We start from the raw sequence: 26,465 nt of genomic DNA, 5'->3' as shown, positions 1-26,465 counted from the left end.
GGGATGGCGCGTCCGGGGGCGGTGAGCAGGGCCCATCGTGGTGTCCTGTTCCTGGACGAGTGCGCCGAGTTGGGCGTCAAGTCGTTGGAGGCGCTGCGAACCCCGCTCGAGGACGGTGAGGTACGGATCGCGCGGCGTGACGGGATCGCGCGGTATCCGGCGCGATTCCAGCTGATCCTCGCCGCCAACCCGTGCCCGTGCGCGCCGCCGCGATCCGAGGACTGTGTCTGCGCGCCCGCCGCGCGCCGCCGCTACCTCGGCAAGCTGTCAGGTCCGCTGATGGACCGTGTCGACCTCCGCGTGCAGATGTTCGCGGTGTCCGCGGGCGCCCTCAACGGGGACGCGGCGGAGAGCACCGCCGCGGTGCGGGCACGCGTCGAAGCCGCCAGAGCCGCCGCCGTCGACCGCTGGTCCGAGTTCGGGTGGCGAACCAACGCCGAGGTGCCGGGCCCGGCTCTGCGGCAACGATTCCGGCTGGGACGCGGCGCGCTCGCCGGGATGGAACGCGCCTTGCGGGCCGGGGAGATCACCGCCCGCGGGGCGGATCGGGCACTCCGCGTCGCGTGGACCCTCGCCGACCTTTCCGGGCTTCCCGCGCCGGGTGAGGATCAGGTCGGCCTCGCTCTCGGCTTCCGTGACCGGTGGGGCGCATGAGCGCGCGGATGCTGGCCTGGGCCTACCTGTCGCAGGTGGCGCTCGGGCCGTGCGCGCCGCTGATCGAACTCGTCGCGGCGGTCGGACCGGAGGAGGCTGCCCGCGCGGTCCGGGAGGCCGAGTTGCCCGAGGTGCTGCGCACTCGCACGGAAGCGCGTCGGAATCTCGACACCGCGGAACGGGACCTGGAGCGGCTCGAGCGGCTCGGCGGGCGGCTCCTCACTCCTGACGACGACGAGTGGCCGGCGTGGAAACTGTTGGCGTTCGGGGGTATCGACGCGCACCGCGACCGGGAGGCGGCGGTCCCGCTGGCGTTGTGGACGCTCGGCAGCGCGTCGGCGGCCGAGCTGACCGACCGCGCCGTCGCCGTTGTCGGCACCCGCGCCGCGAGCGGCTACGGCGAGCACGTGACGTCGCGGTTCGTCGACGACCTGTGCGGGGCCGGATGGACGGTCGTCTCGGGTGCGGCATACGGCATCGACGGGGTTGCACATCGGGCGTCGTTGGCCGCGGGCATGCCCACCGTCGCGGTGCTCGCCTGCGGCGTGGATCGTGCGTATCCGGCGGGGCATGCCAGGATGCTCCGCGAGATCGCCGAGAACGGCCTGGTGGTGAGCGAGTATCCCCTCGGGGTGACTCCCGCGCGGCACCGGTTCCTGGCCCGGAATCGGCTGGTCGCGGGACTGTCCGACGCGGTTCTGGTCGTGGAGGCTGGCGCTCGCAGCGGAGCGCGGAACACGGCCGCGTGGGGCGCGCGGCTGGGTAGGCCGGTGCTCGCGGTACCGGGGCCCGTCACGTCCGCGGCGTCGGTCGGGTGCCATCGCATGATCCGCGACGGTCATGCGCAACTGGTTGCGCGGGCCGCGGACGTGATCGCAGCGGCGGGCCCGATCACGTTGGGGGAGAACGAGTCCGGCCCGACACGGCGGCTCGACGCGCTGTCCGTCACGGAGTCCCGGGTCTACGAGGCGTTACCCGCGACCGGGGCGATCGGTGTTCGGGAGTTGTCGGAGCAGTCCGGGCAGACGATGGCCGCTGTGCGCGGCGCGCTGCCGATCCTCGAATTGGACGGTCTCGTCGGTCAGGACGAGACGGGGTGGTTTCGGCGTGGCTGAGGCCGCGACAGAAGTGTCCGCACGTAGATCAGGAAGGAACAATGGGAATTTCACGCAGCGATGTCGGGTGCTGGATCGTCAAGTGCAATCCGTCGGTGTGGGACTACTTCGGCGCTCGCGCGGAAACCGGATCGGATCCCCAGGTGCACGAGAGCACCTGGAGCATGAGCCGGAGCTCGGCGCGTCCGGCTCTCGTTCGGAAGGGCGACCGGATCGCACTGTGGGTGACCGGACCGAAGAGCCCGGGCATCTACGAAGTCGGGACGGTCACGAGCGACGGGGTGCTCGACTGGCCTGACGGGTTCGACACCGAGTATGCGGTGGATCGGGAGAAGATGTCGGCGCCCTGCCTCGGCGTCGAGTTCACGGCGGTGCGGTTGACCCCGACGACGTATGTCCCGCGGACGGAGATCACGTCAGCACCCGAACTGCTGCGGTGCGAGCACATTCGGGCGCCGCGGATGCCGAATCCCGGCTTCCTCACCCACGACGAGACGGCGGCGCTGACCGAGTTGGTCGCGGCGCGGATCGGCGCTGCCGTACTCGCGCGGGTGGGGTGGGATGGTTAGGCGAACTGCGGGCAGACGTTCTCGAGGGCGGCGGTGTACAGCTGCTTCGCGTCGGCGGAGTCGTCGCCGCGGGTCATCATCTCCACGTAGCCCGGCCAGTCAGACCACGCACCGGTCGACTCGGCCGACGGCCGCAGCTGCTCGAAGGTGTAGCAGAACGTCTGCCCGGCCGAGGCGATCGCCGCCCGCTGTCCACGGACGCTCGGGACGTCGACACCGTCCGGGGTGGTGGCGGCATCCCACCGCGCCTGGCCACAGACCGCTGTCGCGAATGCGGCATCGCCCCCTTCAGGGGTGGCCGTGAAGACGCTGCTCGACTTCACTCGCTCGATCTCGGCGGACCGGTTCTGGTCGAACTGGGCAACCAGCTGGCGGTAGGTCTCGTCCTCCTGGCCCGCGGGCTGGGGCCGCAGCACGTCGACGATCTCCTCGGCCGTCGCGTTGGGCAGGGTGGCGTCCACACATTCGGTGCTCGCGGCGGCGTCCGTGGATTCGGACGAACATCCGGTCAGGGCCGCGGCGAGCGCGGCTGCTGCGAGCACGACGGCGGGAACGGTACGGCGGGCGAGCTTCATGATCCTCCGAGGTTTCGGTGGTGCGGGTTCGGTTGTGCGGACGTTCGGTGGCGAGCGGGAACACGGGTGCGACCGAAGGAGTATGTCAGCCGTCACCCGACGCCCGAGACCGGTTCTCGGCACCGCGCACGAACACCGGTTCGCGTACAGTTTAGGTAACCCTAATTAATGGAGGTTCAGCATGGCGCGACCGACCGTCGCACTGACGGTGCAACGCACCGAGCAGCTCTCGCAGCATCTGGTTCGCGTGTACCTCGGTGGACCCGGATTCGACGACTTCACGCCGAACGTCTTCACCGACGCGTACGTCAAGCTCGACTTCGGTACCGACGACGAGCCGTTGCTTCGGACGTACACGGTTCGAAGGGTGGATCCGGAGAATCGGGAGATCGCAGTCGATTTCGTGGTCCACGGTGACGAAGGTGTGGCCGGGCGCTGGGCGGCGTCGGCGACACCGGGCGACGAGCTGCGACTTCGCGGTCCGGGCGGCGCGTACAGCCCGAGAGTGGACGCGGACTGGCATCTCCTCGCAGGTGACGAGTCGGCAATCCCCGCCATCGCGGCGGCACTCGAGACATTGCCCGTCGGTGCCCGAGCGCAGGTGTTCGTCGAGGTCGCTGGGCCCGACGACGAGGTTGACCTCCGCACGGAGGCGGACGCGACGATCACGTGGATCCACCGGGGCGGCGGTGCCGGCGAGGTCGGTGACGACCGTGCCGGCGACAACGCGCCGTTGGTCTCCGCGGTCAGGGAGGCGCAGTGGTGGTCCGGGCAGCCGCACGTCTTCATCCACGGCGAGGCGCAGGCCGTCATGCACGGCTTGCGCCCCTACATCCGTAAGGAACGCGGCGTGGCCGCCGCCTTCGCATCGATCTCGGGGTACTGGCGGAGGGGTCGGACCGAGGAGGGCTTCCGGGAGTGGAAGTCCGATTTCGCAGCCGCCGACGCGGCCCGCTGAATCGACTACGCCGAGGACTGCTCCGACGCCACCCGTTCTGACGCAACACCTGCCGCCCCCGGTTCGCCGGTGGCGGCAGGGTCGCGGGAGGGGCGGGCCAGTGCGAACAACGCGAGAACGGCGACCGATCCGCACACGAGGATGCTGATCGCCATTCCTGCTGCCGAGCCGCCGGCAAGAGGGGAGACCAGGGCGCCCAGGCCGAACTGGCCTGCGCCCATCACCGCGGAACCGGTGCCGGCCGCCTTCCGAACCTTGGATTGGGCGAGGGCCGTCGCATTGCCCATTGTGAAGCCGATCGCGACGGGAATCAGGAAGAGCAGTGGCAGAACGACCGCGCGATCGGCGGATCCCACCGTGGACTCGGCGGTCAACGCCACTCCCGCTGCGAGCAGCAACAGAACCCCGAACCGCAGCATCTGCCGGGCGTGGAAACGTCCGAGCAGACGAGTGTTGACGATGCTGGCCGCCATCAGTCCGAGCGAGTTCACCCCGAACACGACCGAGAACTGGCCCGCCGTCAGCCCGAGAACGTCCTGGACGACGAAGGGCGACGCCGCGATGTACGAGAACAGCGCGCCGAAACCGAAGACGAACGTCAACGCGTACCCGACGTACCGGCGATTGCCGAGTACGTAGCGCATGTTGTGGGCATGCGCGGCCAGGCCTCCGCCGTGTCTGCGCGCGGGCTCGAGGGTTTCGGGAATCACCGTGAGCACGGCGACGACCATCAGGATCCCGGTGCCGGTGAGGACCCAGAAGATGCCGCGCCAGCCGATGGGGTCGAGGAGGGCGCCGCCCAGGACCGGCGCGAGGACGGGCGCCACGCTTCCGATGATCATCAGGATCGAGAACAGCTTCGCGGCCTGGTCGCCGGAAGCGCGGTCGGCGATCACGGCGCGGGCCAGCACGATCGCGGCGCCTCCGCTGAGGCCCTGCAGCAGGCGCGCGGCGATCAGCAGTTCCACCGTGGGTGCGAGCGCGCACAGGAGGCCACTCACCGCGAACACCGCGGTGCCCGAGAGGAGAAGCCTGCGCCGACCCCACCCGTCGGAGAGCGGCCCGACGATCAACTGCCCGATGCCGAGTCCCGCCATGAACGTGGTCAACGTCAGCTGGATCGCGGACGTCGAGGTCCCCAGGTCGTCGGCGAGGGCGGGGAGTCCGGGGAGGTACATGTCGGTGGCCAGTGGCGCGATCGCGGACAGCAGTGCGAGTGCCAACAACATGGGAATCGAAATCGCGCGGGTCACATCGGAGAGCCAGCGGCGCGGATGCTTGATTTATTCCGCAGCCCCGGCGAATGTTCGACACATGCCCTCTGCAGAGCAGCCTCGGTCCGGCGACGTAGCCGACCCGCTGCCGCCCCGACTGGTCGAGTTGCTCGACGCGTATGCCGATCACCTGCGTCTCGAACGGGGCAGGTCCGAGCACACGGTCCGGGCGTATCTCGGTGACGTGCGGTCGCTTCTCACGCACATCGCTGCCGTCGATCCCGATGTCCGGCTCGAGGATGTCGATCTCGCGACCCTGCGGGCGTGGCTCTCCGCTCAGGCCGCCGGGGGAGTCGCGCGGACGACCCTCGCGCGGCGCACGGCGGCGGCCCGGACCTTCACTGCGTGGCTGACCCGCACCCGCCGGATCCCCCGGGACCCCGGGGTGCGGCTCGCGTCCCCGAAGACGCACCGGACCCTGCCTGCGGTTCTGCGGCAGGGGCAGGCCGAGGAGGCGATGCGCGCCGCGGAATCCGGTGCGGCACAACTCGATCCGGTGGCCGTCCGGGATCGGCTCGTGGTCGAGCTGCTCTATGCGAGCGGGATTCGTGTCGGGGAACTGTGCGGCCTCGACCTCGACGACGTCGACCACGAGCGCCGCGTCGTCCGCGTCGTCGGCAAGGGCGACAAGCAGCGATCGGTCCCGTTCGGCGCACCCGCGGCGGAGGCGCTGGACGCGTGGCTCGAGGTGGGCAGGCCGGCGCTCGCCTCGCCGAAGTCTGGCCGGGCGCTGCTGCTCGGCAAGCGTGGGGGCCGCCTCGACCAGCGGCAGGCGCGCACCGTCGTCCACGAGGTTCTCGACGCGGTACCCGGTGCGCCGAGTCTCGGTCCGCACGGACTGCGTCATTCGGCGGCGACACACCTGCTCGAGGGCGGTGCGGACCTGAGGGTCGTGCAGGAGCTGCTCGGCCACAACAGCCTCGCGACGACGCAGCTCTACACCCACGTCTCCGTCGCGCGTCTGCGCGCCGTGCACGATCAGGCTCACCCGCGCGCCTGACCTTCGCGCGTCAGCCGTGCAGCGGCTTGAGCCGGACCGGCGTCGCCCGGACCAGCGCCAGCGGGTCAAGGTACTCATCGCGGCCGCGCCGCACACCCCAGTGCAGGCACCCGCCGGGACAGCCGGGGTGGCCCGCGACCAGCGCCCCGACTTCGGAGCCCGCCGAGACGCGTTGGCCGATGCGCACGCGGGCTGTCACCGGCTCGTACGTGGTGCGCAGGCCACCTGGGTGGTCGATCGAGACCACCGGCTTGTCCGCGACGACGCCCGCGAACGCTACGACCCCGTCTCCTGCCGCGAGGACGGGTTGGCCGGGTGTGCCCGCGAGGTCGACCCCGCGATGTCCGGACAGCCAGTCGCGTGCGGGCGGATCGAACGACGTCAGTACGTGAGGCCGGGGGCGCAGCGGCCAGGCGAATCCGAGCGCCGCGGACGCGGGCGGGCCGGGGAGGAGGAGCAGCGCACACAGGACGACAGCCGAGATCGTTCGCATGGGATCAACCGTCGGTGACGGCCTGCCCTTCTGGAACCGCGACTGCCACGGTTGTGGATCACCTACTCGGTTCGTGCACAGGGCGGACGAGGCGATTGGGTTCGCGGACCCTGCGGGCAGTACACTCGTTGGGCGGTCTGTGTTCGCGCAGTCCGACTTCGCGCGCCCGCGCATGAAAACAGCTCTCGGCTGGTCCCGCATCCGTGCAGGTCCGAGTGCTGTCGGGCGCCAGGGCAGGAGTCACCGACTCCTGCGACAACCGGCAATTGAAAGAGGTACAACAGCCATGGCTGTCGTAACCATGAAGCAGATGCTCGACAGTGGTACCCACTTCGGGCACCAGACCCGTCGCTGGAACCCGAAGATGAAGCGATTCATCCTCACGGACCGCAACGGCATCTACATCATCGACCTGCAGCAGACCCTGACGTACATCGACAAGGCGTACGAGTTCGTCAAGGAGACCGTCGCGCACGGCGGCACCATCCTGTTCGTCGGCACCAAGAAGCAGGCGCAGGAGTCCATCGCCGAGGAGTCCACTCGCGTCGGCATGCCCTACGTCAACCAGCGTTGGCTCGGCGGCATGCTCACCAACTTCACGACCGTCCACAAGCGTCTGCTGCGCCTCAAGGAACTCGAGTCCATGGAGCAGACCGGTGGCTTCGAGGGTCGCACCAAGAAGGAAATCCTCATGCTCACGCGTGAGATGACCAAGCTGGATCGCACCCTCGGCGGCATCCGGGACATGGCCAAGGTTCCGTCGGCCATCTGGGTCGTCGACACCAACAAGGAGCACCTGGCGGTCTCCGAGGCGCGCAAGCTGAACATCCCGGTCATCGCGATCCTCGACACCAACTGCGACCCCGACCTCGTCGACTACCCGATCCCGGGCAACGACGACGCCATCCGGTCCGCTGCACTGCTGACGAAGGTCGTCGCCTCCGCCGTCGCCGAGGGCCTGCAGGCCCGCGCCGGCCGCGGCTCCGCCGACGACAGCAAGCCCGAGGCCGGCGCCGAGCCGCTCGCCGAGTGGGAGCAGGAGCTGCTCTCGCAGGCTGCACCGGCCGCCGAGGCTGCCGAGGCTCCCGCCGCCGAGGCTGCACCCGCGACCGAGGCCGACGCACCGCAGGCCTAGTCTCACCGGCTCCGACCCGACAGCAGTACGCGACGGGTCGGAGCCGTTCGACTTTTCCACCACCCGAACTTTTTCGAGGAGGCTCGTCCCCGATGGCGAACTACACCGCCGCTGACGTGAAGCGGCTCCGCGAGCTCACCGGCTCCGGCATGATGGACTGCAAGAACGCGCTGACCGAGACCGACGGCGACTTCGACAAGGCCGTCGAGCTGCTGCGCATCAAGGGCGCCAAGGACGTCGGCAAGCGCGCCGAGCGTTCCACCGCCGAGGGCCTGGTCATCGCCAAGGACGGCGTCATGATCGAGCTCAACGCCGAGACCGACTTCGTCGCGAAGAACGCCGAGTTCCAGGCGCTCGCCGACACGGTCATCGCCGCTGCCGCCGCCGCGAAGCCGGCCGACCTGGACGCGCTCAAGGCCGTCGACGTCGACGGCAAGACCGTTGACGCCCTGGTTCAGGAGCTTTCCGCCAAGATCGGCGAGAAGCTCGAGCTGCGTCGCGTCGTCTCGTTCGACGGCCCGGTCGCGACCTACCTGCACAAGCGTGCCTCGGATCTGCCGCCGGCCGTCGGCGTCCTGATCGAGTACACCGGCGAGGGTGACGCGGCTGCCGAGGCCGCCCGCTCCGCAGCCATGCAGGTCGCCGCCCTCAAGGCGAAGTACCTGACTCGCGACGAGGTCCCCGCGGACATCGTCGAGAACGAGCGTCGCATCGCCGAGCAGACCGCGAAAGAGGAGGGCAAGCCCGAGGCTGCGCTCCCGAAGATCGTCGAGGGTCGCGTCAACGGCTTCTTCAAGGACGTCGTCCTGACCGAGCAGTCCTCGGTCACCGACAGCAAGAAGACCGTCAAGGCGCTGCTGGACGAGGCCGGGGTCACCCTGGTCCGTTTCGCTCGCTTCGAGGTCGGCGCCAACTAAGTCGCCTCACGCTTCACGGAACGGCCCCGTCATCGAGTTGGTGACGGGGCCGTTCTGTCGGCGCAGGTGTGTCACAGGTCGGGCAGGCCGAAGTCCAGGTTCGGGGTCTGCAGGCCGCCGTCGACCTCGAGGACCTTGCCGGTGAGGTACGACCCGGCAGGCGAGCACAGGTAGAGCACCGCTGCCGACGCATCCTCGGGCTCACCGATGCGGTGCAGCGGGGTCGCGGACTCCATCGCGGTCTTGATCGACTCGTTCTGCGCGACGACGTCGAGAGCCGAGGTGAGCACCGAGCCGAGTGACACACAGTTGACGCGGATCCGGGGCGACAGGTCCGCGGCTGCGAGTCGCGTGTAGTGCGCGACCGCCGCCTTCGCGGTGCCGTACGCGGCGTATCCGCGACCCCCCACGCGTCCGACGACGGACGACACGTTCACGATCGCGCCGCCGCCCGCGGTCTCCAGGATGTGCGGCACCGATGCTCGGACGAGTGCATGCGCCGTCGAGACGTTGAAGTGGAAGGCGTCCTCGAGTTGCCGCGTCGAGGTCTGCTGGAGCGGCGTCGGCATGGCGCCGCCCACGTTGTTGACGACGATGTCGAGCCGCCCGAAGGCCGAGACCGCCGCGTCGGCGAGGCTCGCCACCTGGTCGAGGTCGGAGAGATCGGCCGCGACGATGTGCGCTCGCCTGCCCGCGGCACGGACCTGGTCGGCCACCTTCTCCAGCTGGTCCGTGGTGCGTGCGGCGAGCACGACGTCCGCGCCCGCCTCGGCGAGGGCGACCGCGGACGCGGCACCGACACCGCGTCCGGCGCCGGTGACCACGGCGACCTGATCGGTCACCAGGAAACGATCGAGAATCATGACACTCCTTCGTCGTCGGCGCGCAGACAAGCGCGTCGCGCGAGCCTACGGCCCCGAAGGTGGTGTGCGGGCCGGTATAAGGCAGGATGAGGGGGTCATCTGTGGCTGCACCGCCGACGATGGTCGATTCATGCTGGTCGCGTCACCCCGCGATCTGACGACGAAGGAGAGTCATGACCGAATCCGCCCCAACCGACTCCTCACAGTCCGACACCGGGTCCCGCCGCGACGGCTTCACCCGCGTCCTGCTCAAGCTCGGCGGAGAAATGTTCGGTGGTGGCGAAGTCGGACTCGATCCCGACGTCGTGCAGACGGTGGCCCGGCAGATCCGCGGAGTCGTCGAGAGCGGCGTGCAGGTCGCGGTCGTGATCGGCGGCGGTAACTTCTTCCGCGGCGCGGAGCTGCAGCAGCGCGGCATGGACCGCGCCCGCTCCGACTACATGGGCATGCTCGGTACCGTCATGAACTGCCTTGCGTTGCAGGACTTCCTGGAGAAGGAAGGCATCGACACCCGCGTGCAGACGGCCATCACCATGGGGCAGGTCGCGGAGCCGTACCTGCCGCTGCGCGCGCGTCGACACCTGGAGAAGGGCCGCGTCGTCATCTTCGGCGCGGGCATGGGCATGCCGTACTTCTCCACCGACACGACCGCCGCCCAGCGTGCGCTCGAGATCGGCGCCGACGTGGTTCTCATGGCGAAGGCCGTGGACGGGGTCTACACCGCCGATCCGCGTCTCGACCCGACCGCCACGATGTACACCGAGATCAGTCACCGTGAGGTCATCGAGCAGGGCCTGAAGGTCGCGGACGCCACCGCGTTCAGCCTCTGCATGGACAACCAGATGCCGATCATGGTGTTCAACCTGCTCACCGAGGGGAATATCGCGCGCGCGGTGTCCGGTGAGAAGATCGGAACACTGGTGAGGTCGTGACCGGCATCACCACCCGCTTCACCCGCACCACCCGCAGCCATCCCGCGAGCCTGGAGGACCACCGTGATCGATGAAGCTCTCTTCGATGCAGAGGAGAAGATGGAGAAGACCGTCGCCTCGGCGAAGGACGATCTGGGCGGCATCCGAACCGGTCGCGCGAACCCGGGCATGTTCAACCGGATCGCCATTGAGTACTACGGCTCGATGACACCGATCTCGCAGCTGGCGTCGATCACCGTGCCGGAGGCCCGGATGGTCGTCATCAAGCCGTACGAGGCCGCGCAGCTCGGCCCCATCCAGAACGCGATCCGCAACTCGGACCTCGGCGTGAACCCGACGGACGACGGCACCCTGATCCGTGTCTCGGTCCCGCAGCTCACCGAGGAGCGTCGCCGTGACCTGGTCAAGCAGTCGAAGGCCAAGGGTGAGGACGCGAAGGTTGCGATCCGCAACGTGCGCCGCAAGACGATGGACGAGCTGAACCGCATCCAGAAGGACGGCGAAGCGGGCGAGGACGAGGTCGGCCGGGCCGAGAAGGAGCTCGACAAGACCACGGCCAAGTACGTCGCGCACATCGACGAGCTGGTCAAGCACAAGGAAGCCGAATTGATGGAGGTCTAGGCGGTGTCCACCGACAGTCCCACCGGCGCCGAGCGCCACGATGGGACGGATGGTCCCCACCCGGACCGTGCGACTGCCGCGACTGCCACCCCCTCGAAGGCGGGCCGGAACCTGCCCGCCGCGATCGGCGTGGGGGTGGCGCTCGGCGCGCTCGTCATCGTCTCGCTGTTCCTCGTTCCGAAGGTGTGGTTCGGGATCGTCGGCGCCGCGATCGCGATCGCGACCTGGGAGGTCGCGAAGCGGCTGCGGGAGAGCGACATCCTGGTACCGCGGATCCCGCTGATCCTCGGTGGCCAGGCGATCATCTGGCTGGGGTGGCCGTACGGCACCGCGGGTGTACTCGGTGGGTTCGCTGCCACCGTGCTCGCGTGCATGGTCTGGCGCCTCCTCGACCAGGGCCTGCACACGGCGCCGCGGAACTACCTGCGGGACGTTGCGATCACCGTGTTCGTCGCGGCGTGGTTGCCGCTGCTGGCGTCGTTCGCGACCCTCATGGTCACGCACGACGGCGGCAACAAGTGGGTGTTCGTGTTCATGATCGGTGTCGTCTGCTCCGACGTCGGCGGATACACGGCGGGTGTCCTGTTCGGAAAGCACCCGATGGTCCCTGCGATCAGCCCGAAGAAGTCCTGGGAGGGATTCGCCGGGTCGCTGGTCTTCGCGATCGTCGGTTCGCTGCTGACCGTGATGCTGATCCTGGACGCGAATCCGGTGGTCGGAGCGCTGCTCGGTGTGGTGCTGGTGCTGACCGGAACCCTGGGTGACCTGATCGAGTCGCAGGTCAAGCGCGATCTCGGGATCAAGGACATGGGCACGCTGCTGCCCGGGCACGGCGGCATCATGGACCGCCTCGACTCGATGTTGCCGTCGGCGTTCGTGACGTGGCTGGTGCTCACGGCCCTGCTGTGACGCGCCGACCCCCGCCGGGGCAGCCGATCCCCAGCCCGAACATCTGGCACTGGCCCCAGATCTACGAGGTGGAGAACCGCGCGCAGGACGTCGACGGTGCCGTGTTCGCCGTCCTCCGCGAGGTCGCCCCGTGGGCGGATCGCGACGTGGTCGACGTCGGCTGCGGCAGCGGCTACCACCTGCCGGAGTTCGCGCGTGACGCGCGTTCGGTGATCGGGGTGGAACCGCATCCTCCGCTCGTGGCGCAGGCTCGGGAGCGGACGATCGAGACGCCGGACGTACGCGTCGTGGAGGGAACGGCCGAGAACCTTCCGCTGCCCGATCGCAGTGTCGACGTCGTGCACGCGCGGACCGCGTACTTCTTCGGCCCAGGCTGTGGGCCGGGAATCTCGGAGGCGATGCGAGTGCTGCGGCCCGGCGGCACCCTCGTCGTCGTCGATCTCGACGCGACGGTCGGTGCGTACGGGCAGTGGATGCGCGCGGATCTGCCGCACTACGACCCGGCCATGGTCGAGTCCTTCTTCGCGGCGCAGGGATTCGACGTGACCAGGGTCGTCACCCGGTGGGAGTTCACGGACAGGCAGTCACTGCGTGCCGTCCTCGGCATCGAGTTCAGCGAGAGGACGGCCGAGCGGGCCTTCGGGCAGGTTCCGGGTCTGTCGTTGGACGTCGGCTACCGGATTCACACGCGACGCGCGCCGAACGGGCTCGTCCTCGGCTGAGGCCGGACGAGCCGTCTCATCGGGTTGCCGCGCGCTTCGCGAGCCTGCGTATCTGCACGATGCGCACCCCACCGGCCAGCGCCATGATCAGTGCCCCCGCGATCGCGGCCAGCAGCAGTCCGATCCCGAGCGGAACCGAGAACTCCCACCAGAACAGGTTCAGCGTCACGTCGTCGAGGTTCTGGAGGATGAAGACCAGCAGCACGATCAGGACCAGCACGCCGATGACGAGGCCGCTCCAGGTGGCGGCCGCTTTCGTGTGGCCCATGCTCGTGTGCCTGCGCACCGCTTCGGTTTCCGGACTGGACACCGGGTTCGGTGGGACGGGTGGTTCGGCGTCGGCGAGCGGTGCGTTCACCCGCTCGACCGGGTCGCCTGCGCCGTCGTTGGGTCCGTCGGTGGTGGACATGGAAATGATCATCGCCCACCCGACGGGGGATTGCACGCACCGCCGTGATACCGCGAGGTGTGTGAACCCGGTCGCGAATTCGTCCGTCGACGTCATCGGATGGGACACTGGAGAACACTATGGCCGTTCCCGTACCCCTCGTGTTCAACGCTCCGCGACGTGGCATGCCCCCGACGCACCTCGCCGACCTCGATTCGGAGGGCCGCAAGGCCGCGGTGAAGGAACTCGGCCTGCCCGGATTCCGGGCCGACCAGCTGGCCCGCCAGTACTACGGTCGCCTCGAAGCCGACGTGGACAAGATGACCGACCTGCCCGCATCGATGCGTGAGAAGGTCGGCGAGGCGCTGTTCCCGACGCTGCTGACGCCGGTCAAGCACGTCGCGTGTGACGACGGCACCACGCGCAAGACCCTCTGGAAGGCGAACGACGGGACGCTGCTCGAGTCGGTGCTGATGCGGTACCCGGATCGGGCGACGCTGTGCATCTCCAGCCAGGCCGGCTGCGGGATGGCGTGCCCGTTCTGCGCGACAGGTCAGGCCGGACTCACCCGGAACCTGTCGACCGCGGAGATCGTCGACCAGGTCCGTTCGGCTGCTGCCGCCATGCGTGACGGCGAGGTCGCGGGAGGCGAGGGCCGCCTGTCGAATGTCGTGTTCATGGGGATGGGTGAGCCGCTCGCGAACTACAAGAGGGTCGTCGCCGCGGTCCGCCGGATCACCTCACCGGCTCCCGAGGGCCTCGGCCTGTCGCAACGTTCCGTGACCGTGTCGACGGTCGGGTTGGCCCCCGCGATCCGCAAGCTGGCCGACGAGGGACTGTCCGTGACTCTGGCGGTGTCGCTGCACACGCCCGACGACGAACTCCGCGACACCCTGGTGCCCGTGAACAACAGGTGGTCGGTCAAGGAGGTGCTCGACGCGGCCCGCTACTACGCGGACAAGACCGGTCGACGCGTCTCGATCGAGTACGCGCTCATCAAGGACGTCAACGACCAGCCGTGGCGGGCCGACATGCTCGGCAAGAAGCTGCACAAGGCGCTCGGCTCCCTGGTGCACGTCAACCTGATTCCGCTGAACCCGACCCCGGGCAGTGAGTGGGATGCGGCGCCGAAGGACGTGGAGCGGGAGTTCGTGCGACGCGTCATCGCGCAGGGTGTCTCGTGCACGGTCCGTGACACCCGCGGGCAGGAGATCGCCGCGGCGTGCGGGCAGCTGGCTGCGGAGAACTGAGCCGGAAGAAACGACAGCCGGAAAAAACGACAACGGCCGCGCGGTTCCCGAAGGGGAGCGGCGCGGCCGTTGTCGTGAGTGCGTGGTTACCGCGGCTTGCGGCGACGAATGATGTCGCGAACCAGCATGAAGATCATGAAGAAGGAAATGCCGACGAGCCACACGTCCTCGACCTTGCCCTCGTGGTTGCCGATCGTGTAGACGAGCAGGAACAGCGCGAAGAACCAGCCCAGGAAGCGGAACAGTCGGGGCGCCTCACCGCTCCAGCCCCATTCCGCAGAGGGCACCTCGGCGGTGTCGACTTTGCTGGTGACGATGGGCTCGCTGGCGGCCACGGCCGATCCTCCTGCTCGTGCGGGTGTGCATATTGCTCGCATATCGTGGCATACGACCCGACGTCGTAGCGAGCGGGGTGGACATGTGGGAGGGCGTTTCTCATGACCGTCACACCGACCGGACGGGTCGTGCGCACTGCGAGCGGCGCGGACCTCGTCATCGACCGCCTGTTTTCCGTGTCGGCAGAGCAGATGTGGGCCGCCGTCACCGAATCCGACCGCACCGCAGCCTGGTTCGGTCCGTGGACTGGAACGGGGTCCGCCGGCAACGCGATTCGCGTGCAGATGGTCTTCGAGGAGGGTGAGCCGTGGATGGACATGACCATCGAGGTGTGCGAGGCGCCGAGCCGGTACGTGGTGTCCTCGACGGACGATTTCGGGTCGTGGCTGATGGAAGTTCAGGTGGCGGCCGACGGTGACGGGTCTCGGGTGCGCCTCATTCAGCACCTCGACGCGGCGGCCGCGGCGCTCGCCGTCGACACCGGCCCGGGCTGGGAGTACTACCTCGATCTGCTGGTTGCCGCGCAGTCGGGTGATCCGCGTCCACGATTCGACGACTACCTGGCGCTGAAGGGTCATTACGAGTCCGAGGTGGCGCGGCTCGCCGGAGACAGCTGAGCGCCGTTTCGGCACGGACGAGCGCGCGGGGGTCGGCCTGTCAGGTTGCTCTCAGGTCGGATCGGGAACAATGGACGGGTGACAGAACCTACGCGCGTGCTGCTGCTGGGCAGCACCGGCTCGATCGGCACCCAGGCTCTCGATGTCGTCGCGGCGAATCCGGACAAGTTCACCGTCGTCGGGTTGGCCGCCGGTGGCGGCAACATCGACCTGCTGGCCGAGCAGATCCGGGCGACGGGAGTGACCCGGGTCGCGGTCGCCGACCCCGCGGCCGCGGCGCGGCTCGACCTGCCCGGGGTCCTGTCCGGACCCGGTGCCGTCACCGAACTCGTGCGCACCACCGAGGCCGACGTCGTCCTCAACGCGCTGGTCGGTTCGCTCGGCCTCGAACCCACGCTCGCGGCGCTCGAGTCGGGCGCCCGGCTGGCACTGGCGAACAAGGAGTCCCTCGTCGCGGGCGGCCCGCTCGTCACCGCCGCCGCGGCGCCCGGCCAGATCGTGCCCGTCGATTCCGAGCACTCGGCGCTCGCGCAGTGCCTGCGCGGCGGACGCGCCGACGAGGTCGACCGGCTGGTTCTCACCGCGTCGGGCGGGCCGTTCCGCGGCTGGACGGCCGCCGCGCTCGAGGCCGTGACACCGGAGCAGGCGGGTGCGCACCCGACCTGGTCGATGGGACCGATGAACACCCTGAACTCGGCGTCGCTGGTGAACAAGGGTCTGGAACTGATCGAGACGCACCTGCTGTTCGGCGTCGACTACGACCGCATCGACGTGACGGTGCATCCGCAGTCGATCGTGCACTCGATGGTCACCTTCACCGACGGCTCCACGCTCGCGCAGGCCAGCCCGCCGGACATGAGGCTGCCGATCGCCCTCGCCCTGGGCTGGCCCGACCGGGTACCCGGTGCCGCCGCGGCGTGCGACTTCTCCACGGCGTCGACGTGGACGTTCGAGCCCCTCGACAACGCGGTGTTCCCGGCCGTCGACCTGGCTCGCGAGGCGGGCAAGGTGGGCGGTTGCATGACCGCCGTGTACAACGCCGCGAACGAGGTCGCCGCCCAGTACTTCCTCGACGGGGTCGCGTCGTTCCCGTCGATCGTGCGGACGGTCGAGAAGGTTCTCGCAGGTGGCGGCCAGTGGTCCGCGACACCGGCTACCGTGGACGATGTGCTCGCCGCGGACGGCTGGGCGCGGGCGCGGGCACACGAGCTCGTCGAGCGAAGGGGCTAGAACCGCATGTTGATCCTCGGAATCGTGCTGTTCGCCCTCGGCATCACCATCTCGATCGCGCTGCACGAGGCCGGCCACATGTGGACGGCACGCGCGCTCGGCATGAAGGTTCGCCGCTACTACATCGGCTTCGGCCCGAAGATCTTCTCGTTCCAGCGCGGTGAGACCGAGTACGGCCTCAAGGCGATCCCCGCGGGTGGCTTCTGTGACATCGCCGGCATGACGATGCACGACGAGCTCGCGCCCGACGAGGTCGATCGCGCGATGTACAAGCAGAAGACGTGGAAGCGGCTGGTCGTCATGTCCGGCGGCATCGCGATGAACTTCGTCCTCGGCCTGGTGTTGGTCGTCGTGCTCGCCGTCGGCTGGGGTCTGCCCAACCTGAACCAGCCGCCGGAAACTCAGCTGGGCCCGACGAGTTGCGTGTCCGACCAGCAGTCGGACGGAACGCTCGCGGAATGCGACGGGGTCGGACCGGCCGAAGCCGGTGGCCTGCGCGAAGGTGATCTGGTCACCGCGGTCGGCGGCGTCCCGGTCGAGACCTGGCCGGAATTCCAGGCGCAGACCCGCACCCACGACGGCCCCGTCGACTACACGGTCGAACGCGGTGGGGAGACGTTGACCGTGACGGTCGTCCCGCAGGAAGTGCAGCGCCTGATCAAGAACGCCGACGGCACCGTGACGACCGCGACGGTCGGCGCGATCGGCGTCGTCCCCGACTACTACGCCCCGACGCAGTACAACGTGCTGTCGGCGGTCCCCGCGTCGGTGGCGTTCACCGGCGACCTGATGGTCGAGTCCGTCAAGGGTCTCGCGCAGCTGCCGAGCAAGGTGGGCGACCTGTGGACAGCGGTCACGGGTGGTGAGCGTGCCCAGGACACCCCGATCAGTGTCGTGGGTGCGTCGGTGATCGGCGGTCAGGCCGCCGAGCAGGGTCTGTGGGAGATGTTCATCCTCCTGCTCATCAGCCTGAACTTCTTCCTCGGCATCTTCAATCTGCTGCCGTTGCTGCCCCTGGACGGCGGCCACATGGCCGTCACCATCTACGAGAAGATCCGCAACTCCCTACGCATCCGGCGGGGCCAGCCTGCGGGCGGTCCGGTCGACTACATGAAGCTGATGCCGCTGACCTATGTGGTGATCGTGATCGGCGGCGCCTTCATGCTGCTCACTCTCACCGCCGACATCATCAATCCGATCAAGATCTTCTAGACCAGAGGTCCTAGACTTTCCTGGTACCGAATAACGAAAGTAGGCAGACCGTGACCAGCCCCGTCGGTTTGGGCATGCCCGATGTTCCCGCCGTCCTCGCGCCGCGTCGCAAGACCCGTCAGTTGATGGTCGGGGGAGTCGGAGTCGGCAGCGATCATCCGGTGTCGGTGCAGTCGATGTGCACCACCAAGACGCACGACGTCAACGCCACCTTGCAGCAGATCGCCGAGCTGACGGCGTCGGGCTGCGACATCGTCCGCGTCGCCTGCCCCCGGCAGGAGGACGCCGACGCGCTCGCGACGATCGCCAGGAAGAGCCAGATCCCGGTGATCGCGGACATCCACTTCCAGCCGCGTTACATCTTCGCCGCGATCGACGCCGGTTGCGCGGCGGTGCGCGTCAACCCCGGCAACATCAAGGAGTTCGATGGTCGGGTCAAGGAGGTCGCGAAGGCGGCCGGTGACGCCGGTATCCCGATCCGCATCGGCGTCAACGCCGGTTCGCTCGATCCGCGTCTGATGCAGAAGTACGGCAAGGCCACCCCGGAGGCGCTGGTCGAGTCGGCGCTGTGGGAGGCGGGCCTGTTCGAGGAACACGGCTTCGGCGACATCAAGATCTCCGTCAAGCACAACGATCCTGTCATCATGGTCGAGGCCTACCGGCAGCTCGCGGCGCAGTGCGACTACCCGCTGCACCTCGGTGTGACGGAGGCGGGTCCCGCGTTCCAGGGGACGATCAAGTCGGCGGTCGCGTTCGGTGCGCTGCTCTCGGAGGGCATCGGCGACACCATTCGCGTGTCCCTGTCCGCGCCTCCCGCCGAGGAGATCAAGGTCGGCACGCAGATCCTGCAGTCGCTGAACCTGCGTCCCCGCAAGCTGGAGATCGTGTCGTGCCCGTCGTGCGGACGCGCCCAGGTGGACGTCTACACCCTCGCCAACGAGGTCAGCGCGGGGCTCGAGGGCATGGAGGTGCCGCTACGGGTCGCGGTGATGGGTTGCGTCGTCAACGGCCCCGGTGAGGCACGGGAAGCGGACCTCGGTGTCGCATCGGGCAACGGCAAGGGCCAGATCTTCGTGAAGGGACAGGTCATCAAGACCGTCCCCGAGGCGCAGATCGTCGAGACGCTGATCGAGGAGGCGATGCGTATCGCCGAGGAGATGGGCAACGATTCCGACTCGGGATCACCTGTCGTGACCGTGAGCTGATCGCGACACGTATCCTGTCGGCAAGCCCACCGCTGTGATCGGTCACACATCGCGCGCGGTGGATTCTCTGTCCGTTTGGTTCGACGAGACCCGGGGGTGACTGGGTGCTCAAACTGCTCGGTGCCAGGCAACTCGGCGCGCGGGACCGTACCGATGTGCTGCGGGTACTCGATGCCGACCCGATTGCCACGTGCATGGTCGCCGCACGGGTCCAGGATCTGGGCGTCGAGCCGCGGTCGATCAACGGGGAGCTCTGGAGTCGTGGCGGACCCGCGGAGTCACTGTGCTTCTCGGGTGCGAACCTGGTTCCCCTGCGGGGCGGACTGGGGGATCTGCGGGCGTTCGCGGATCGAGCGACCCGATTTCCGCGGATGTGTTCATCGCTCGTCGGGCGCGCGGAGTTGACGCTGCCGCTCTGGGAGATGCTGGAGTCGGACTGGGGTCCGGCTCGCGAAGTCCGTGACGACCAGCCCCTTCTCGCACTGTCTGCGCGGCCGCTGGTCGAACCGGATCCTCTGGTCCGGCTCGTCCGGATGGACGAACTCGACACGTACCTCGTCGCCGCCGTCGAGATGTTCATCGAGGAGGTCGGCATCGACCCGCGTTCCGGGGACGGTGGGCGCGGGTATCGGCGGCGCGTTGCCGGGCTGATCGCGTCGGGCCGCGCGTTCGCGCGTTTCGAGGACGGTGAGGTCGTCTTCAAGGCGGAGATCGGGTCGGCGTCGCGTCAGGTCGGGCAGATCCAGGGCGTCTGGGTGCACCCGGACCATCGTGGTGGCGGGCTCGGCGCTACCGGTACCGCCGCGGTCGCGGTGGCCGTCATGGACGCCGGACGCACGGCGAGCCTCTACGTCAACAGCTTCAACCATGCTGCGCGCCGCGCCTACGAGCGCGTCGGCTTCACCCAGGTCGCCACGTTCTCGACGATCCTGCTGGACTGAGTTCGGGCCCGTCGGTCGGTGGAAACCCGGCCGAGCGCACCTACTATGGGCAGCGATGAAATCGCGTCTCGCCCATCGTGTCCGAACCTCGCTGGCGCTCGTCGTGTCGAGTGCGCTCGCGGTGACGCTCGCCGCCTGCACCCCCAAGCCCGACGGACCGGAGCCCGCGGCGGAGCAGTTCGTGTCGCTTCTCGCGGACGAGGACACCGCCTCGGCAGCGGCGCTGACGGACCGGCCCGACGTCGCTCGGGCCGCACTCGAGTCGGCGTGGGAGAACCTGCAGGCCGAGTCGATGACGGCAACCGTGGGGTCGGCGCGAGTCACGGGAGACACCGCCACCGTCCAGTACACATACGAGTGGCACCTGCCGAAGGACCGCGTGTGGACCTACACCGGGGATCTGCAGATGGGGCGCCGTGACGGCGAGTGGGCGGTGCGCTGGAACTCGACGGACCTGCATCCGAAACTCGGTGACACCCAGACCATGTCGTTGCGTTCGGTGCCTGCGCCGCGGGCGCGGGTCAACGAGCGCTCCGGTACCGACGTGCTGGTGCCCGGCAGCATCGAGCGGATCGCACTCGACGCCCGCAACGCGGGGAACCTGGGTGCGGTGTCCGCGTCGCTCGCCCGGATTCTCGCGCCGTTCGCGCCGTCGCTCACGGCGCAGTCGATCGCGGAGTCGGCCTCGAGTGTCAACGGCGCGTACCAGGTGGCGAGCCTGCGACAGGACGACTACGAATCCGTCGCGGCGTCGCTCGCGGAACTGCCCGGCGTCACCGTCGAAGAGGAAGCCGACCTGGTGTCCACCGACCGCGACTTCGCGCCGGACCTGATCGGTCAGGTCAAGAAGCGCGTCATCGACGAGGTCGACGGAACCGCGGGCTGGAGCGTGGTCACCGTCAATCAGAACGGCGTCGACACCGACGTCCTGACGGAGGCGAAACCGCAACCCGCGCCGTCGTTCTCGGTGACGCTCGACAGGAACATCCAGGTCGCGGCGCAGAACGCGGTGAACGCGCGCACGGACCAGGCGATGACGGTGGTGATCCAGCCGTCGACCGGCGCGATCCTCGCGGTCGCGCAGAACGAGGCCGCCGACCGGGACGGACCGGTCGCGTCGACGGGCCTGTACCCGCCCGGGTCGACATTCAAGATCATCACGGCGGGCGCCGCCATCGACAGCGGCCTTGCGGACCCGGACACGATGGTCCCGTGCCCCGGCCGGATCGTCATCGGTGAGAGGTCCGTGCCGAACTACAACGAATTCGCGTTGGGGACGGTGTCGATGACCACGGCGTTCGCCCGGTCCTGCAACACGTCGTTCGCGAAGCTCGCCAGCGAGATGGAACCCGACGCGCTGACCGTCGCGGCCGCACAGTTCGGGATCGGCCCGGACTACCAGGTGCCCGGTCTGCCGACCGACTCGGGGTCCGTGCCGCCCGCCGAGGATCTGGTTCAGCGCACCGAGGACGGGTTCGGGCAGGGCAAGGTGGTGGTCAGCCCGTTCGGGATGGCGTTGGCGGCGGCGACGGTGGCGAACGGGTCGACTCCGACTCCGCATCTGATCGTCGGCGACGAGACCACCGTCACCGGAGACCGAACGGCGATCACACCCGCGATGGTCGACGGCCTGCGCGGGATGATGCGCGAGGTGATCACGTCCGGCACCGCCCTGCGGATCGCCGGCCAGGGTGAGGTGTACGGCAAGACAGGTGAGGCCGAGGTCGACGGCGGCTCGCACGCCTGGTTCGTCGGCTACCGCGGCGACATCGCATTCGCGACGCTCGTCGTGCGCGGCGGCAGTTCCGACAACGCCGTGGCCGTCACCACCGACATGTTCGCGGCGTTGCCCGAGGGGTACTGACGCGCGGCAGGTTCTACCGATCACAGAACGCGACGAGAAGGAGCTTCCATGACGCAGCGGGTGCGGGTGCAGAACTTCTGCCTGTCCAGCGACGGGTTCGGAGCAGGTGAAGGACAGTCGCACGATCGCCCCTTCGGCCATGCCGATCCGGGCGCACTCGCCGGGTGGGCGGGAGCGACCGCGCACTGGCCGAACCGCACCGAACCCGGGGGTACGTACGGCCTCGACGACTACGTCACCCGCGACTTCACGAACAACATCGGCGCCGAGATCATGGGGCGCAACAAGTTCGGTCCGCAGCGCGGAGCGTGGGAGAACCTCGACTGGCAGGGGTGGTGGGGCGACGAGCCGCCGTTCCACACCCCGGTGTTCGTCCTGACGCACCACCTCCGTCCCTCGTTCACGTTGGGTGAGACGACGTTCCACTTCCTCGATGCGTCACCGGAGGAGGCGCTGGCGCAGGCGTTCGCCGCCGCCGGCGGCAAGGACGTACGGATCGGCGGCGGCGTGCAGACGGTGCGCGAGTTCCTGGACGCCGATCTCGTCGACCAGATGCACCTGGCCGTCGCTCCCGTCGAGCTCGGGCGCGGCGAGAGGCTGTGGGCGAGCCCCGACGAGCTCACCGACCGCTTCCATCTGGAGCGGATTCCCAGTCCGAGCGGCGTTGTGCACCACTTCTTCTGGAGGCGATGAGGGCGCTCCCGGCCTCACGGTGGAGGAAAGTCGGTGGCGCCGGCTCAGGTTCGGTCGGCAGACTTGGTGCCATGACGCTCCGACCGACAACCGACACGTTTCGCGCGCTCGCGCGTTCGTCTCCGTGGCGATGGTCGTCAGTGGAGGTGTTCGTCGACCGTGGGACGAGCGAGCACGCGTGGATCCGTCGTCCGGATCGTCTGCGAGTGGAGTCGGAGGGTCGGCCGGTTCAGACCGTCGACGGTGCGCGGCCCATGACGGGCCGGGTGCAGTACTCGTCGTCCGGCAGGTCGGTTCCGGTCACTCGGGTGTGGCCGACGGACCTGCAACCCGTGCTCGACTCCGATGGGCTCGTCGCGGTCCGACCTGAAGGATTCGCCGTGGACTACGACGAGCCGTTCCACGACGACTACTTCTGGACTGCGCTGTTCGATCCGGCGGAGCTCGCCGACGGCGTCGAGATTCGGGCCGTCACCGAGGTCGATCGTCACGGTCGCGCGACATGGGAGGCTACGGTTCGGCCGACACCGGCCTACGAGCCGCGCTGTGGCTGCTGCGCGCTCCTTGCCGGTGACGAAACGCTCGATGATCGGCCGTGGGTGCCGACGGTCGACTCCGTGGTCCGCCTCGACGTCCAGACGGGGATCTGCGTCTCGGTGCGTCATGTGGGCACCGGCTGGAGCGGCCAGGAGGCCGAACTGCGGATCGTCGGGGTGGATCGCCCGATGGCTGACGAGTTGTTCCGTCCGGGAACCCTTCTCGACCGGATCAGGAATAGACGACGGCCCTGACGACCTCGTAGGTCTTACGATCGAGGTAGCAGCACAGCAGCGCGGGCGCGCCGTCGGCGGTGCACGACGCGGTGACGGCGTCGCCCGCGGCGATCACCTTCGTCAGGTCGGTGACGTCGCGGCCGCCGAGCAGCAGCCGTGCGGCGGAGTCGCCCGCCGCCGCTGCCGCGACGAGTCGCGCGACGGCCTGCTTGCCGCGCTCGCCCACGCTGCGGACGGCGGCGCCGAACGCGATCGATCCGCCGAGGCCCTGGTTGCGCAGCATCCTTGCCGCCATCGACGTGCCGACCTTGAGCTTCGCCGGGTCGAGGCCCGCGACCTGCGCGAACATCGGCGCGACCTCCCAGTGCGCTGCGATCCGGCGGATACGGGGTTCGCCGTCGTCGAGGGTGGTCTCGTACAGCAGGTGCATCGGCGCGCGGGCGACGACCCCGCCGCCGAGTCGGGTCTCGATGGTGACGTCGCGGACGACGGTGAGTCCGTCGACGATGTCATCGCGTTCGATGTGGAAGCGAATGTCGTTGGGTGCGATGAAGGTGTCGTAGAACCGGCCGAGCGAGTTGCCGCCGCGCCGACGGCTGCGTGTGTCGTAGAGGCCACCGACGACGGGGCGCCCGCCGACGGGATCCTCGACGACGTGGTGTCTGGCGAACAGGCCGAGCCAGGCGTCCCGGTCGTGTGCGGCGACCGCGGCGGGGGAGGCGTGTGCGAGCGCGAGCAGGTCGGCGGGGTCGGCAAGCATGCCGCGGAGTATGCCAGATCAGGTGGAACGCGTTCTAGAAATTAGTTGGAGGGGCCGTGGTGGGTCGACGGATCGTCGTCCGTCAGGAACTCCGGATGGATCTCGCCCTTCACACCGAGCTTGGTGTTGACCAGGTGGTTGACACCCCACAGCACAACGCCGATGGCCAGCAGTACGCCGGCGATCGCGTACTGGTCCGGGTTGCGGTCGGTGAAGGGCGTCGCGAGAAATCCGCACGTGACAGCGCCGACCACCGGGAGCGCGGTCGGTGCCCGGAAGTGCTTGTGCTCGACCGGATCTTTGCGCAGGACGAGCACGGCGACGTTGACGATCGTGAACACGCACAGCAACAGCAGGGCGGTGGTGCCGCCGAGCTGCGGGACCTCGCCAACGAACGTGATGAGGCCGAGGGCGAGGAATGTGGTGAACCCGATCGCGATGTACGGGGTCCGACGGGACCGGTGCACGCGACCCAGTTGCGGCGGCAGGACGTGCTGGCGGCTCATGCCGTACAGCAGACGGCTTGCCATCAGCATGTTGATCAGTGCGGTGTTCGCGACCGCGAACATCGTGATGAACGCGAAGATCCCGAGCGGGAAGCCGGGGGCGCCCGCCTGCACGACCTTGAGCAGTGGGGTGTCGCCTTCGCCGAGTTCGTCGGCGGGCACCAGCGCGATCGCCGTCACCGACACCAAGACGTAGATCAGGCCGGTGAACAGGAGTCCGGTGAGCAACACCTTCGGGAAGATGCGGCTCGGGTCCTTGGCCTCCTCGGCCATGTTCACGGAGTCCTCGAACCCGACCATCGCGTAGAACGCGAGGGTTGTCGCGGCGATGACCCCGCCGAGGGCGCTGCGGTCGCCGGTGTCGAACGTCATCGCGCGGGAGAAGTCACCTTCGCCGATGCCGAGCGCCCACATCCCGATGAAGATGATGATCAGCAGGCCGGACAGTTCGATGCAGGTCAGGACGACGTTGATCTTCACGGACTCGCCGACGCCGCGGAAGTTGACGGCCGCGACGATCAGCATGAACGCGATGCCGAGCAGGGTGATGCCGATCCCGGCCTGCAGGTCGATCTCGAATGCTTCGGCGAAGTTCGCGGCGAAGGCACGGGACGCGGTCGCCGCCGAGGTGATGCCCGAGCACATCACCGCGAACGTGACCATGAAGGTGAGGAACTGGATCCCGAACGCCTTGTGCGTGTACAGCGCGGCACCCGCCGCCTGCGGATACTTCGTGACGAGTTCTAGGTAGCTGAACGCCGTGATGAGCGCGACCGTGAACGCCACCAGGAACGGCAGCCACACGACGCCGCCGACGTCGTTGGCGACCTGACCGGTGAGGGCGTAGATGCCGGTGCCGAGGATGTCGCCGACGATGAACAGCAGCAGGAGCCATGGCCCCATCACGCGTTTGAGCGTCGGTTCCTCAGGAGGATCTGATCTGTGCGCCCCGCCGGTACCAGGCGATGTGCTCATGATCCCTCCTCGTGGCAGAACCCGATGGATCTAGGGAAGCAAACCGAGCCGCCGAGCGCTCACAACCGCCTCGTGGCGAGAATGCGCGTCGAGCTTTCCCATCGCACTGCGCAGGTAGCTCTTCACCGTTTCCGGGCCGAGTGAGAGGCGATGTGCCACTTCGTTGTTCGTGCACCCCAGCGCAATGTGAGCGAGGACGTCGAGTTCCCGCGGTGACAGCGCGACGGCCGTCGATTCGGGCTCCTCGGACAGGAGCCCGGCCAGCTTCTCCGCCACCGCCCGCAGCCTGCCGCGCAGTGCGTTGTCAGGTACCTCCTGCGCCAGCCTCCGCAGTTCGGCGTGCGCGTCACGGATACCTTCCGACACGGCGGCGTCGCCCGTTCCGGCGGCGGTGTCGCGGGTGTCGAGCATCCGCAGTCGCCGATCCACCTCGTCGCGGATGGCGATCTCCGCGGCGAGTCGACGACCGGAGAGCGTCAGGAGTTCCGCGGTTCGATCGCCGATCGGGGTCGCTTCGCGGATGGCCGCGTAGAGGACCGCGCGGGAGATGCCGTCGACCACAACCGGAACGGCGATCACCGAACGCAGTCCCTCGCCGATCACCGGCGCGTCGAAGTGGTGGGTGATGTTCAACGCGGTGCGGTAGTCGGGCACCGACGCGGGTCTGCGCTGGTGCGACACCCGCCCGCCCAGCCCCGACGCGGCAGGCACCGTGAGGCCCTTGAGGCCGTTCGTTCGCGTTCCCAGGAACTCGCTGAGCAGCAGGTTGCCGCCGTGCACCTCGCCGCCGAACAGCACCGGTACGTCGGTGAGGCTCGCGGTGTGGCGGAGCTCGGCTCTGAGTGCGTCGCCGTCGCGGGGGCGGAGCAACGCCTCTCGGGGACTCGTCGGAATCGGCATCGGTGCGGCTACCCCTTTCCGGGGGTGGTGGGCAGGTCTTGTGAGTTAGATCATAAGTCCAGTGAAGTGTCCGGTGTC

Annotated in this window: 29 protein-coding genes; 20 read left to right on the top strand and 9 right to left on the bottom strand. The window is 68.7% G+C overall.

Going from position 1 to position 26,465, the window contains the following annotated elements:
* The 3 genes from FFS72_RS24190 to FFS72_RS24180 form a co-directional block, all read left to right on the top strand.
* Positions 1-654: ATP-binding protein (locus FFS72_RS24190; RefSeq protein ID WP_137876337.1), on the top strand; the 654-nt coding region annotated here is incomplete at its 5' end.
* On the top strand, positions 651-1,769 hold the full coding sequence (gene dprA / locus FFS72_RS24185; RefSeq protein WP_137876336.1) for a DNA-processing protein DprA: 1,119 nt from the start codon (positions 651-653) through the stop codon (positions 1,767-1,769). The genes FFS72_RS24190 and dprA, both read left to right, overlap by 4 nt.
* A gap of 41 nt (positions 1,770-1,810) precedes the next feature.
* A complete protein-coding gene (locus FFS72_RS24180; RefSeq protein ID WP_137876335.1) occupies positions 1,811-2,338 on the top strand; it encodes an EVE domain-containing protein in 528 nt (175 codons plus the stop codon).
* Here FFS72_RS24180 and FFS72_RS24175 read toward each other — a convergent pair.
* On the bottom strand, positions 2,335-2,913 hold the full coding sequence (locus tag FFS72_RS24175) for a hypothetical protein (protein ID WP_137876334.1): 579 nt from the start codon (positions 2,911-2,913) through the stop codon (positions 2,335-2,337). The genes FFS72_RS24180 and FFS72_RS24175 overlap by 4 nt on opposite strands.
* Before the next feature lie 181 nt (positions 2,914-3,094).
* Between FFS72_RS24175 and FFS72_RS24170 the strand changes: the two genes are divergently transcribed.
* Positions 3,095-3,871 carry a siderophore-interacting protein gene (locus FFS72_RS24170; RefSeq protein WP_137876333.1) on the top strand — a complete coding sequence of 259 codons (777 nt, stop codon included), beginning with the start codon at positions 3,095-3,097 and terminating at the stop codon, positions 3,869-3,871.
* 5 nt (positions 3,872-3,876) lie between these two features.
* Here the strand turns inward: FFS72_RS24170 and FFS72_RS24165 are convergent, their stop codons facing one another.
* Positions 3,877-5,100, bottom strand: coding sequence for a multidrug effflux MFS transporter (locus FFS72_RS24165; RefSeq protein WP_137876332.1), 1,224 nt, complete (start codon positions 5,098-5,100; stop codon positions 3,877-3,879).
* 85 nt (positions 5,101-5,185) lie between these two features.
* On the opposite strand from FFS72_RS24165, the gene FFS72_RS24160 reads away from it, so the two are divergent.
* On the top strand, positions 5,186-6,145 hold the full coding sequence (locus FFS72_RS24160; protein WP_050067139.1) for a tyrosine recombinase XerC: 960 nt from the start codon (positions 5,186-5,188) through the stop codon (positions 6,143-6,145).
* Between the two features lie 10 nt (positions 6,146-6,155).
* Here FFS72_RS24160 and FFS72_RS24155 read toward each other — a convergent pair whose 3' ends face one another.
* Positions 6,156-6,638 carry a M23 family metallopeptidase gene (locus FFS72_RS24155; protein WP_137876331.1) on the bottom strand — a complete coding sequence of 161 codons (483 nt, stop codon included), beginning with the start codon at positions 6,636-6,638 and terminating at the stop codon, positions 6,156-6,158.
* A gap of 286 nt (positions 6,639-6,924) precedes the next feature.
* Between FFS72_RS24155 and rpsB the strand changes: the two genes are divergently transcribed.
* Positions 6,925-7,773, top strand: a complete 849-nt coding sequence (gene rpsB, locus FFS72_RS24150; RefSeq protein ID WP_137876330.1) for a 30S ribosomal protein S2 — start codon at positions 6,925-6,927, stop codon at positions 7,771-7,773.
* A gap of 92 nt (positions 7,774-7,865) precedes the next feature.
* On the top strand, positions 7,866-8,690 hold the full coding sequence (tsf, locus tag FFS72_RS24145; protein WP_137876329.1) for a translation elongation factor Ts: 825 nt from the start codon (positions 7,866-7,868) through the stop codon (positions 8,688-8,690).
* Between the two features lie 71 nt (positions 8,691-8,761).
* Here tsf and FFS72_RS24140 read toward each other — a convergent pair whose 3' ends face one another.
* Complete coding sequence (locus tag FFS72_RS24140) at positions 8,762-9,553, bottom strand: SDR family oxidoreductase (RefSeq protein WP_050067143.1); 792 nt, start codon at positions 9,551-9,553, stop codon at positions 8,762-8,764.
* Between the two features lie 173 nt (positions 9,554-9,726).
* Here FFS72_RS24140 and pyrH point away from each other — a divergent pair, with 173 nt between their 5' ends.
* The 4 genes from pyrH to FFS72_RS24120 all read left to right on the top strand — a co-directional run bounded on the left by pyrH (position 9,727) and on the right by FFS72_RS24120 (position 12,737).
* The gene (gene pyrH / locus FFS72_RS24135) at positions 9,727-10,485 is read left to right on the top strand and encodes a UMP kinase (protein ID WP_137876328.1); all 759 of its coding nucleotides are present in this window, start codon (positions 9,727-9,729) and stop codon (positions 10,483-10,485) included.
* Positions 10,486-10,548: 63 nt separating this feature from the next.
* A complete protein-coding gene (gene frr / locus FFS72_RS24130) occupies positions 10,549-11,106 on the top strand; it encodes a ribosome recycling factor (protein WP_137876327.1) in 558 nt (185 codons plus the stop codon).
* Between the two features lie 3 nt (positions 11,107-11,109).
* Entirely contained in the window at positions 11,110-12,015 is a 906-nt protein-coding gene (locus tag FFS72_RS24125) for a phosphatidate cytidylyltransferase (RefSeq protein WP_137876326.1), read from the top strand.
* Positions 12,012-12,737 carry a class I SAM-dependent methyltransferase gene (locus tag FFS72_RS24120; RefSeq protein WP_137876325.1) on the top strand — a complete coding sequence of 242 codons (726 nt, stop codon included), beginning with the start codon at positions 12,012-12,014 and terminating at the stop codon, positions 12,735-12,737. The genes FFS72_RS24125 and FFS72_RS24120 overlap by 4 nt, the downstream gene beginning before the upstream one ends.
* Positions 12,738-12,753: 16 nt before the next feature.
* On the opposite strand, the gene FFS72_RS24115 is transcribed toward FFS72_RS24120, so the two are convergent.
* A complete protein-coding gene (locus tag FFS72_RS24115; RefSeq protein WP_137876324.1) occupies positions 12,754-13,146 on the bottom strand; it encodes a lipopolysaccharide assembly protein LapA domain-containing protein in 393 nt (130 codons plus the stop codon).
* 119 nt (positions 13,147-13,265) lie between these two features.
* Here FFS72_RS24115 and rlmN point away from each other — a divergent pair, with 119 nt between their 5' ends.
* On the top strand, positions 13,266-14,375 hold the full coding sequence (gene rlmN / locus FFS72_RS24110) for a dual-specificity RNA methyltransferase RlmN (protein ID WP_137876323.1): 1,110 nt from the start codon (positions 13,266-13,268) through the stop codon (positions 14,373-14,375).
* Between the two features lie 86 nt (positions 14,376-14,461).
* Here the strand turns inward: rlmN and FFS72_RS24105 are convergent, their stop codons facing one another.
* Positions 14,462-14,752, bottom strand: a complete 291-nt coding sequence (locus tag FFS72_RS24105; RefSeq protein WP_137876322.1) for a DUF2631 domain-containing protein — start codon at positions 14,750-14,752, stop codon at positions 14,462-14,464.
* Between the two features lie 60 nt (positions 14,753-14,812).
* On the opposite strand from FFS72_RS24105, the gene FFS72_RS24100 reads away from it, so the two are divergent.
* The 8 genes from FFS72_RS24100 to FFS72_RS24065 all read left to right on the top strand — a co-directional run bounded on the left by FFS72_RS24100 (position 14,813) and on the right by FFS72_RS24065 (position 23,264).
* A complete protein-coding gene (locus tag FFS72_RS24100) occupies positions 14,813-15,328 on the top strand; it encodes an SRPBCC family protein (RefSeq protein ID WP_137876321.1) in 516 nt (171 codons plus the stop codon).
* A gap of 78 nt (positions 15,329-15,406) precedes the next feature.
* Positions 15,407-16,558, top strand: a complete 1,152-nt coding sequence (dxr, locus tag FFS72_RS24095) for a 1-deoxy-D-xylulose-5-phosphate reductoisomerase (protein WP_137876320.1) — start codon at positions 15,407-15,409, stop codon at positions 16,556-16,558.
* Positions 16,559-16,564: 6 nt separating this feature from the next.
* Positions 16,565-17,770, top strand: coding sequence for a M50 family metallopeptidase (locus FFS72_RS24090; protein WP_137876319.1), 1,206 nt, complete (start codon positions 16,565-16,567; stop codon positions 17,768-17,770).
* Positions 17,771-17,820: 50 nt separating this feature from the next.
* Positions 17,821-18,975, top strand: a complete 1,155-nt coding sequence (gene ispG / locus FFS72_RS24085; RefSeq protein WP_137876318.1) for a flavodoxin-dependent (E)-4-hydroxy-3-methylbut-2-enyl-diphosphate synthase — start codon at positions 17,821-17,823, stop codon at positions 18,973-18,975.
* A 104-nt stretch (positions 18,976-19,079) separates the two neighbouring features.
* Complete coding sequence (locus FFS72_RS24080) at positions 19,080-19,916, top strand: GNAT family N-acetyltransferase (RefSeq protein WP_137876317.1); 837 nt, start codon at positions 19,080-19,082, stop codon at positions 19,914-19,916.
* Between the two features lie 55 nt (positions 19,917-19,971).
* A complete protein-coding gene (locus FFS72_RS24075; RefSeq protein WP_137876316.1) occupies positions 19,972-21,780 on the top strand; it encodes a penicillin-binding transpeptidase domain-containing protein in 1,809 nt (602 codons plus the stop codon).
* A 48-nt stretch (positions 21,781-21,828) separates the two neighbouring features.
* Positions 21,829-22,473 carry a dihydrofolate reductase family protein gene (locus tag FFS72_RS24070; RefSeq protein WP_137876315.1) on the top strand — a complete coding sequence of 215 codons (645 nt, stop codon included), beginning with the start codon at positions 21,829-21,831 and terminating at the stop codon, positions 22,471-22,473.
* Between the two features lie 254 nt (positions 22,474-22,727).
* Positions 22,728-23,264, top strand: a complete 537-nt coding sequence (locus FFS72_RS24065; RefSeq protein ID WP_137876314.1) for a hypothetical protein — start codon at positions 22,728-22,730, stop codon at positions 23,262-23,264.
* Here FFS72_RS24065 and FFS72_RS24060 read toward each other — a convergent pair.
* From FFS72_RS24060 to FFS72_RS24050, 3 genes are read right to left on the bottom strand one after another with little or no spacing between them, the layout of a single operon-like run.
* Entirely contained in the window at positions 23,242-24,006 is a 765-nt protein-coding gene (locus FFS72_RS24060; protein WP_137876313.1) for a nuclear transport factor 2 family protein, read from the bottom strand. The two genes, FFS72_RS24065 and FFS72_RS24060, sit on opposite strands and share 23 nt — an antisense overlap.
* A gap of 41 nt (positions 24,007-24,047) precedes the next feature.
* On the bottom strand, positions 24,048-25,487 hold the full coding sequence (locus tag FFS72_RS24055) for an APC family permease (protein ID WP_137876312.1): 1,440 nt from the start codon (positions 25,485-25,487) through the stop codon (positions 24,048-24,050).
* 30 nt (positions 25,488-25,517) lie between these two features.
* Positions 25,518-26,387 carry a LuxR C-terminal-related transcriptional regulator gene (locus FFS72_RS24050; RefSeq protein WP_137876311.1) on the bottom strand — a complete coding sequence of 290 codons (870 nt, stop codon included), beginning with the start codon at positions 26,385-26,387 and terminating at the stop codon, positions 25,518-25,520.
* Positions 26,388-26,465: the final 78 nt, after the last annotated feature.

Origin of the sequence: Rhodococcus sp. Q (assembly GCF_005503035.1) — a bacterium.
Taxonomy (GTDB): domain Bacteria; phylum Actinomycetota; class Actinomycetes; order Mycobacteriales; family Mycobacteriaceae; genus Rhodococcus_G.
Note: the sequence above shows the minus strand (reverse complement) of the source record. Positions and strands in the feature narration are given on the sequence as shown.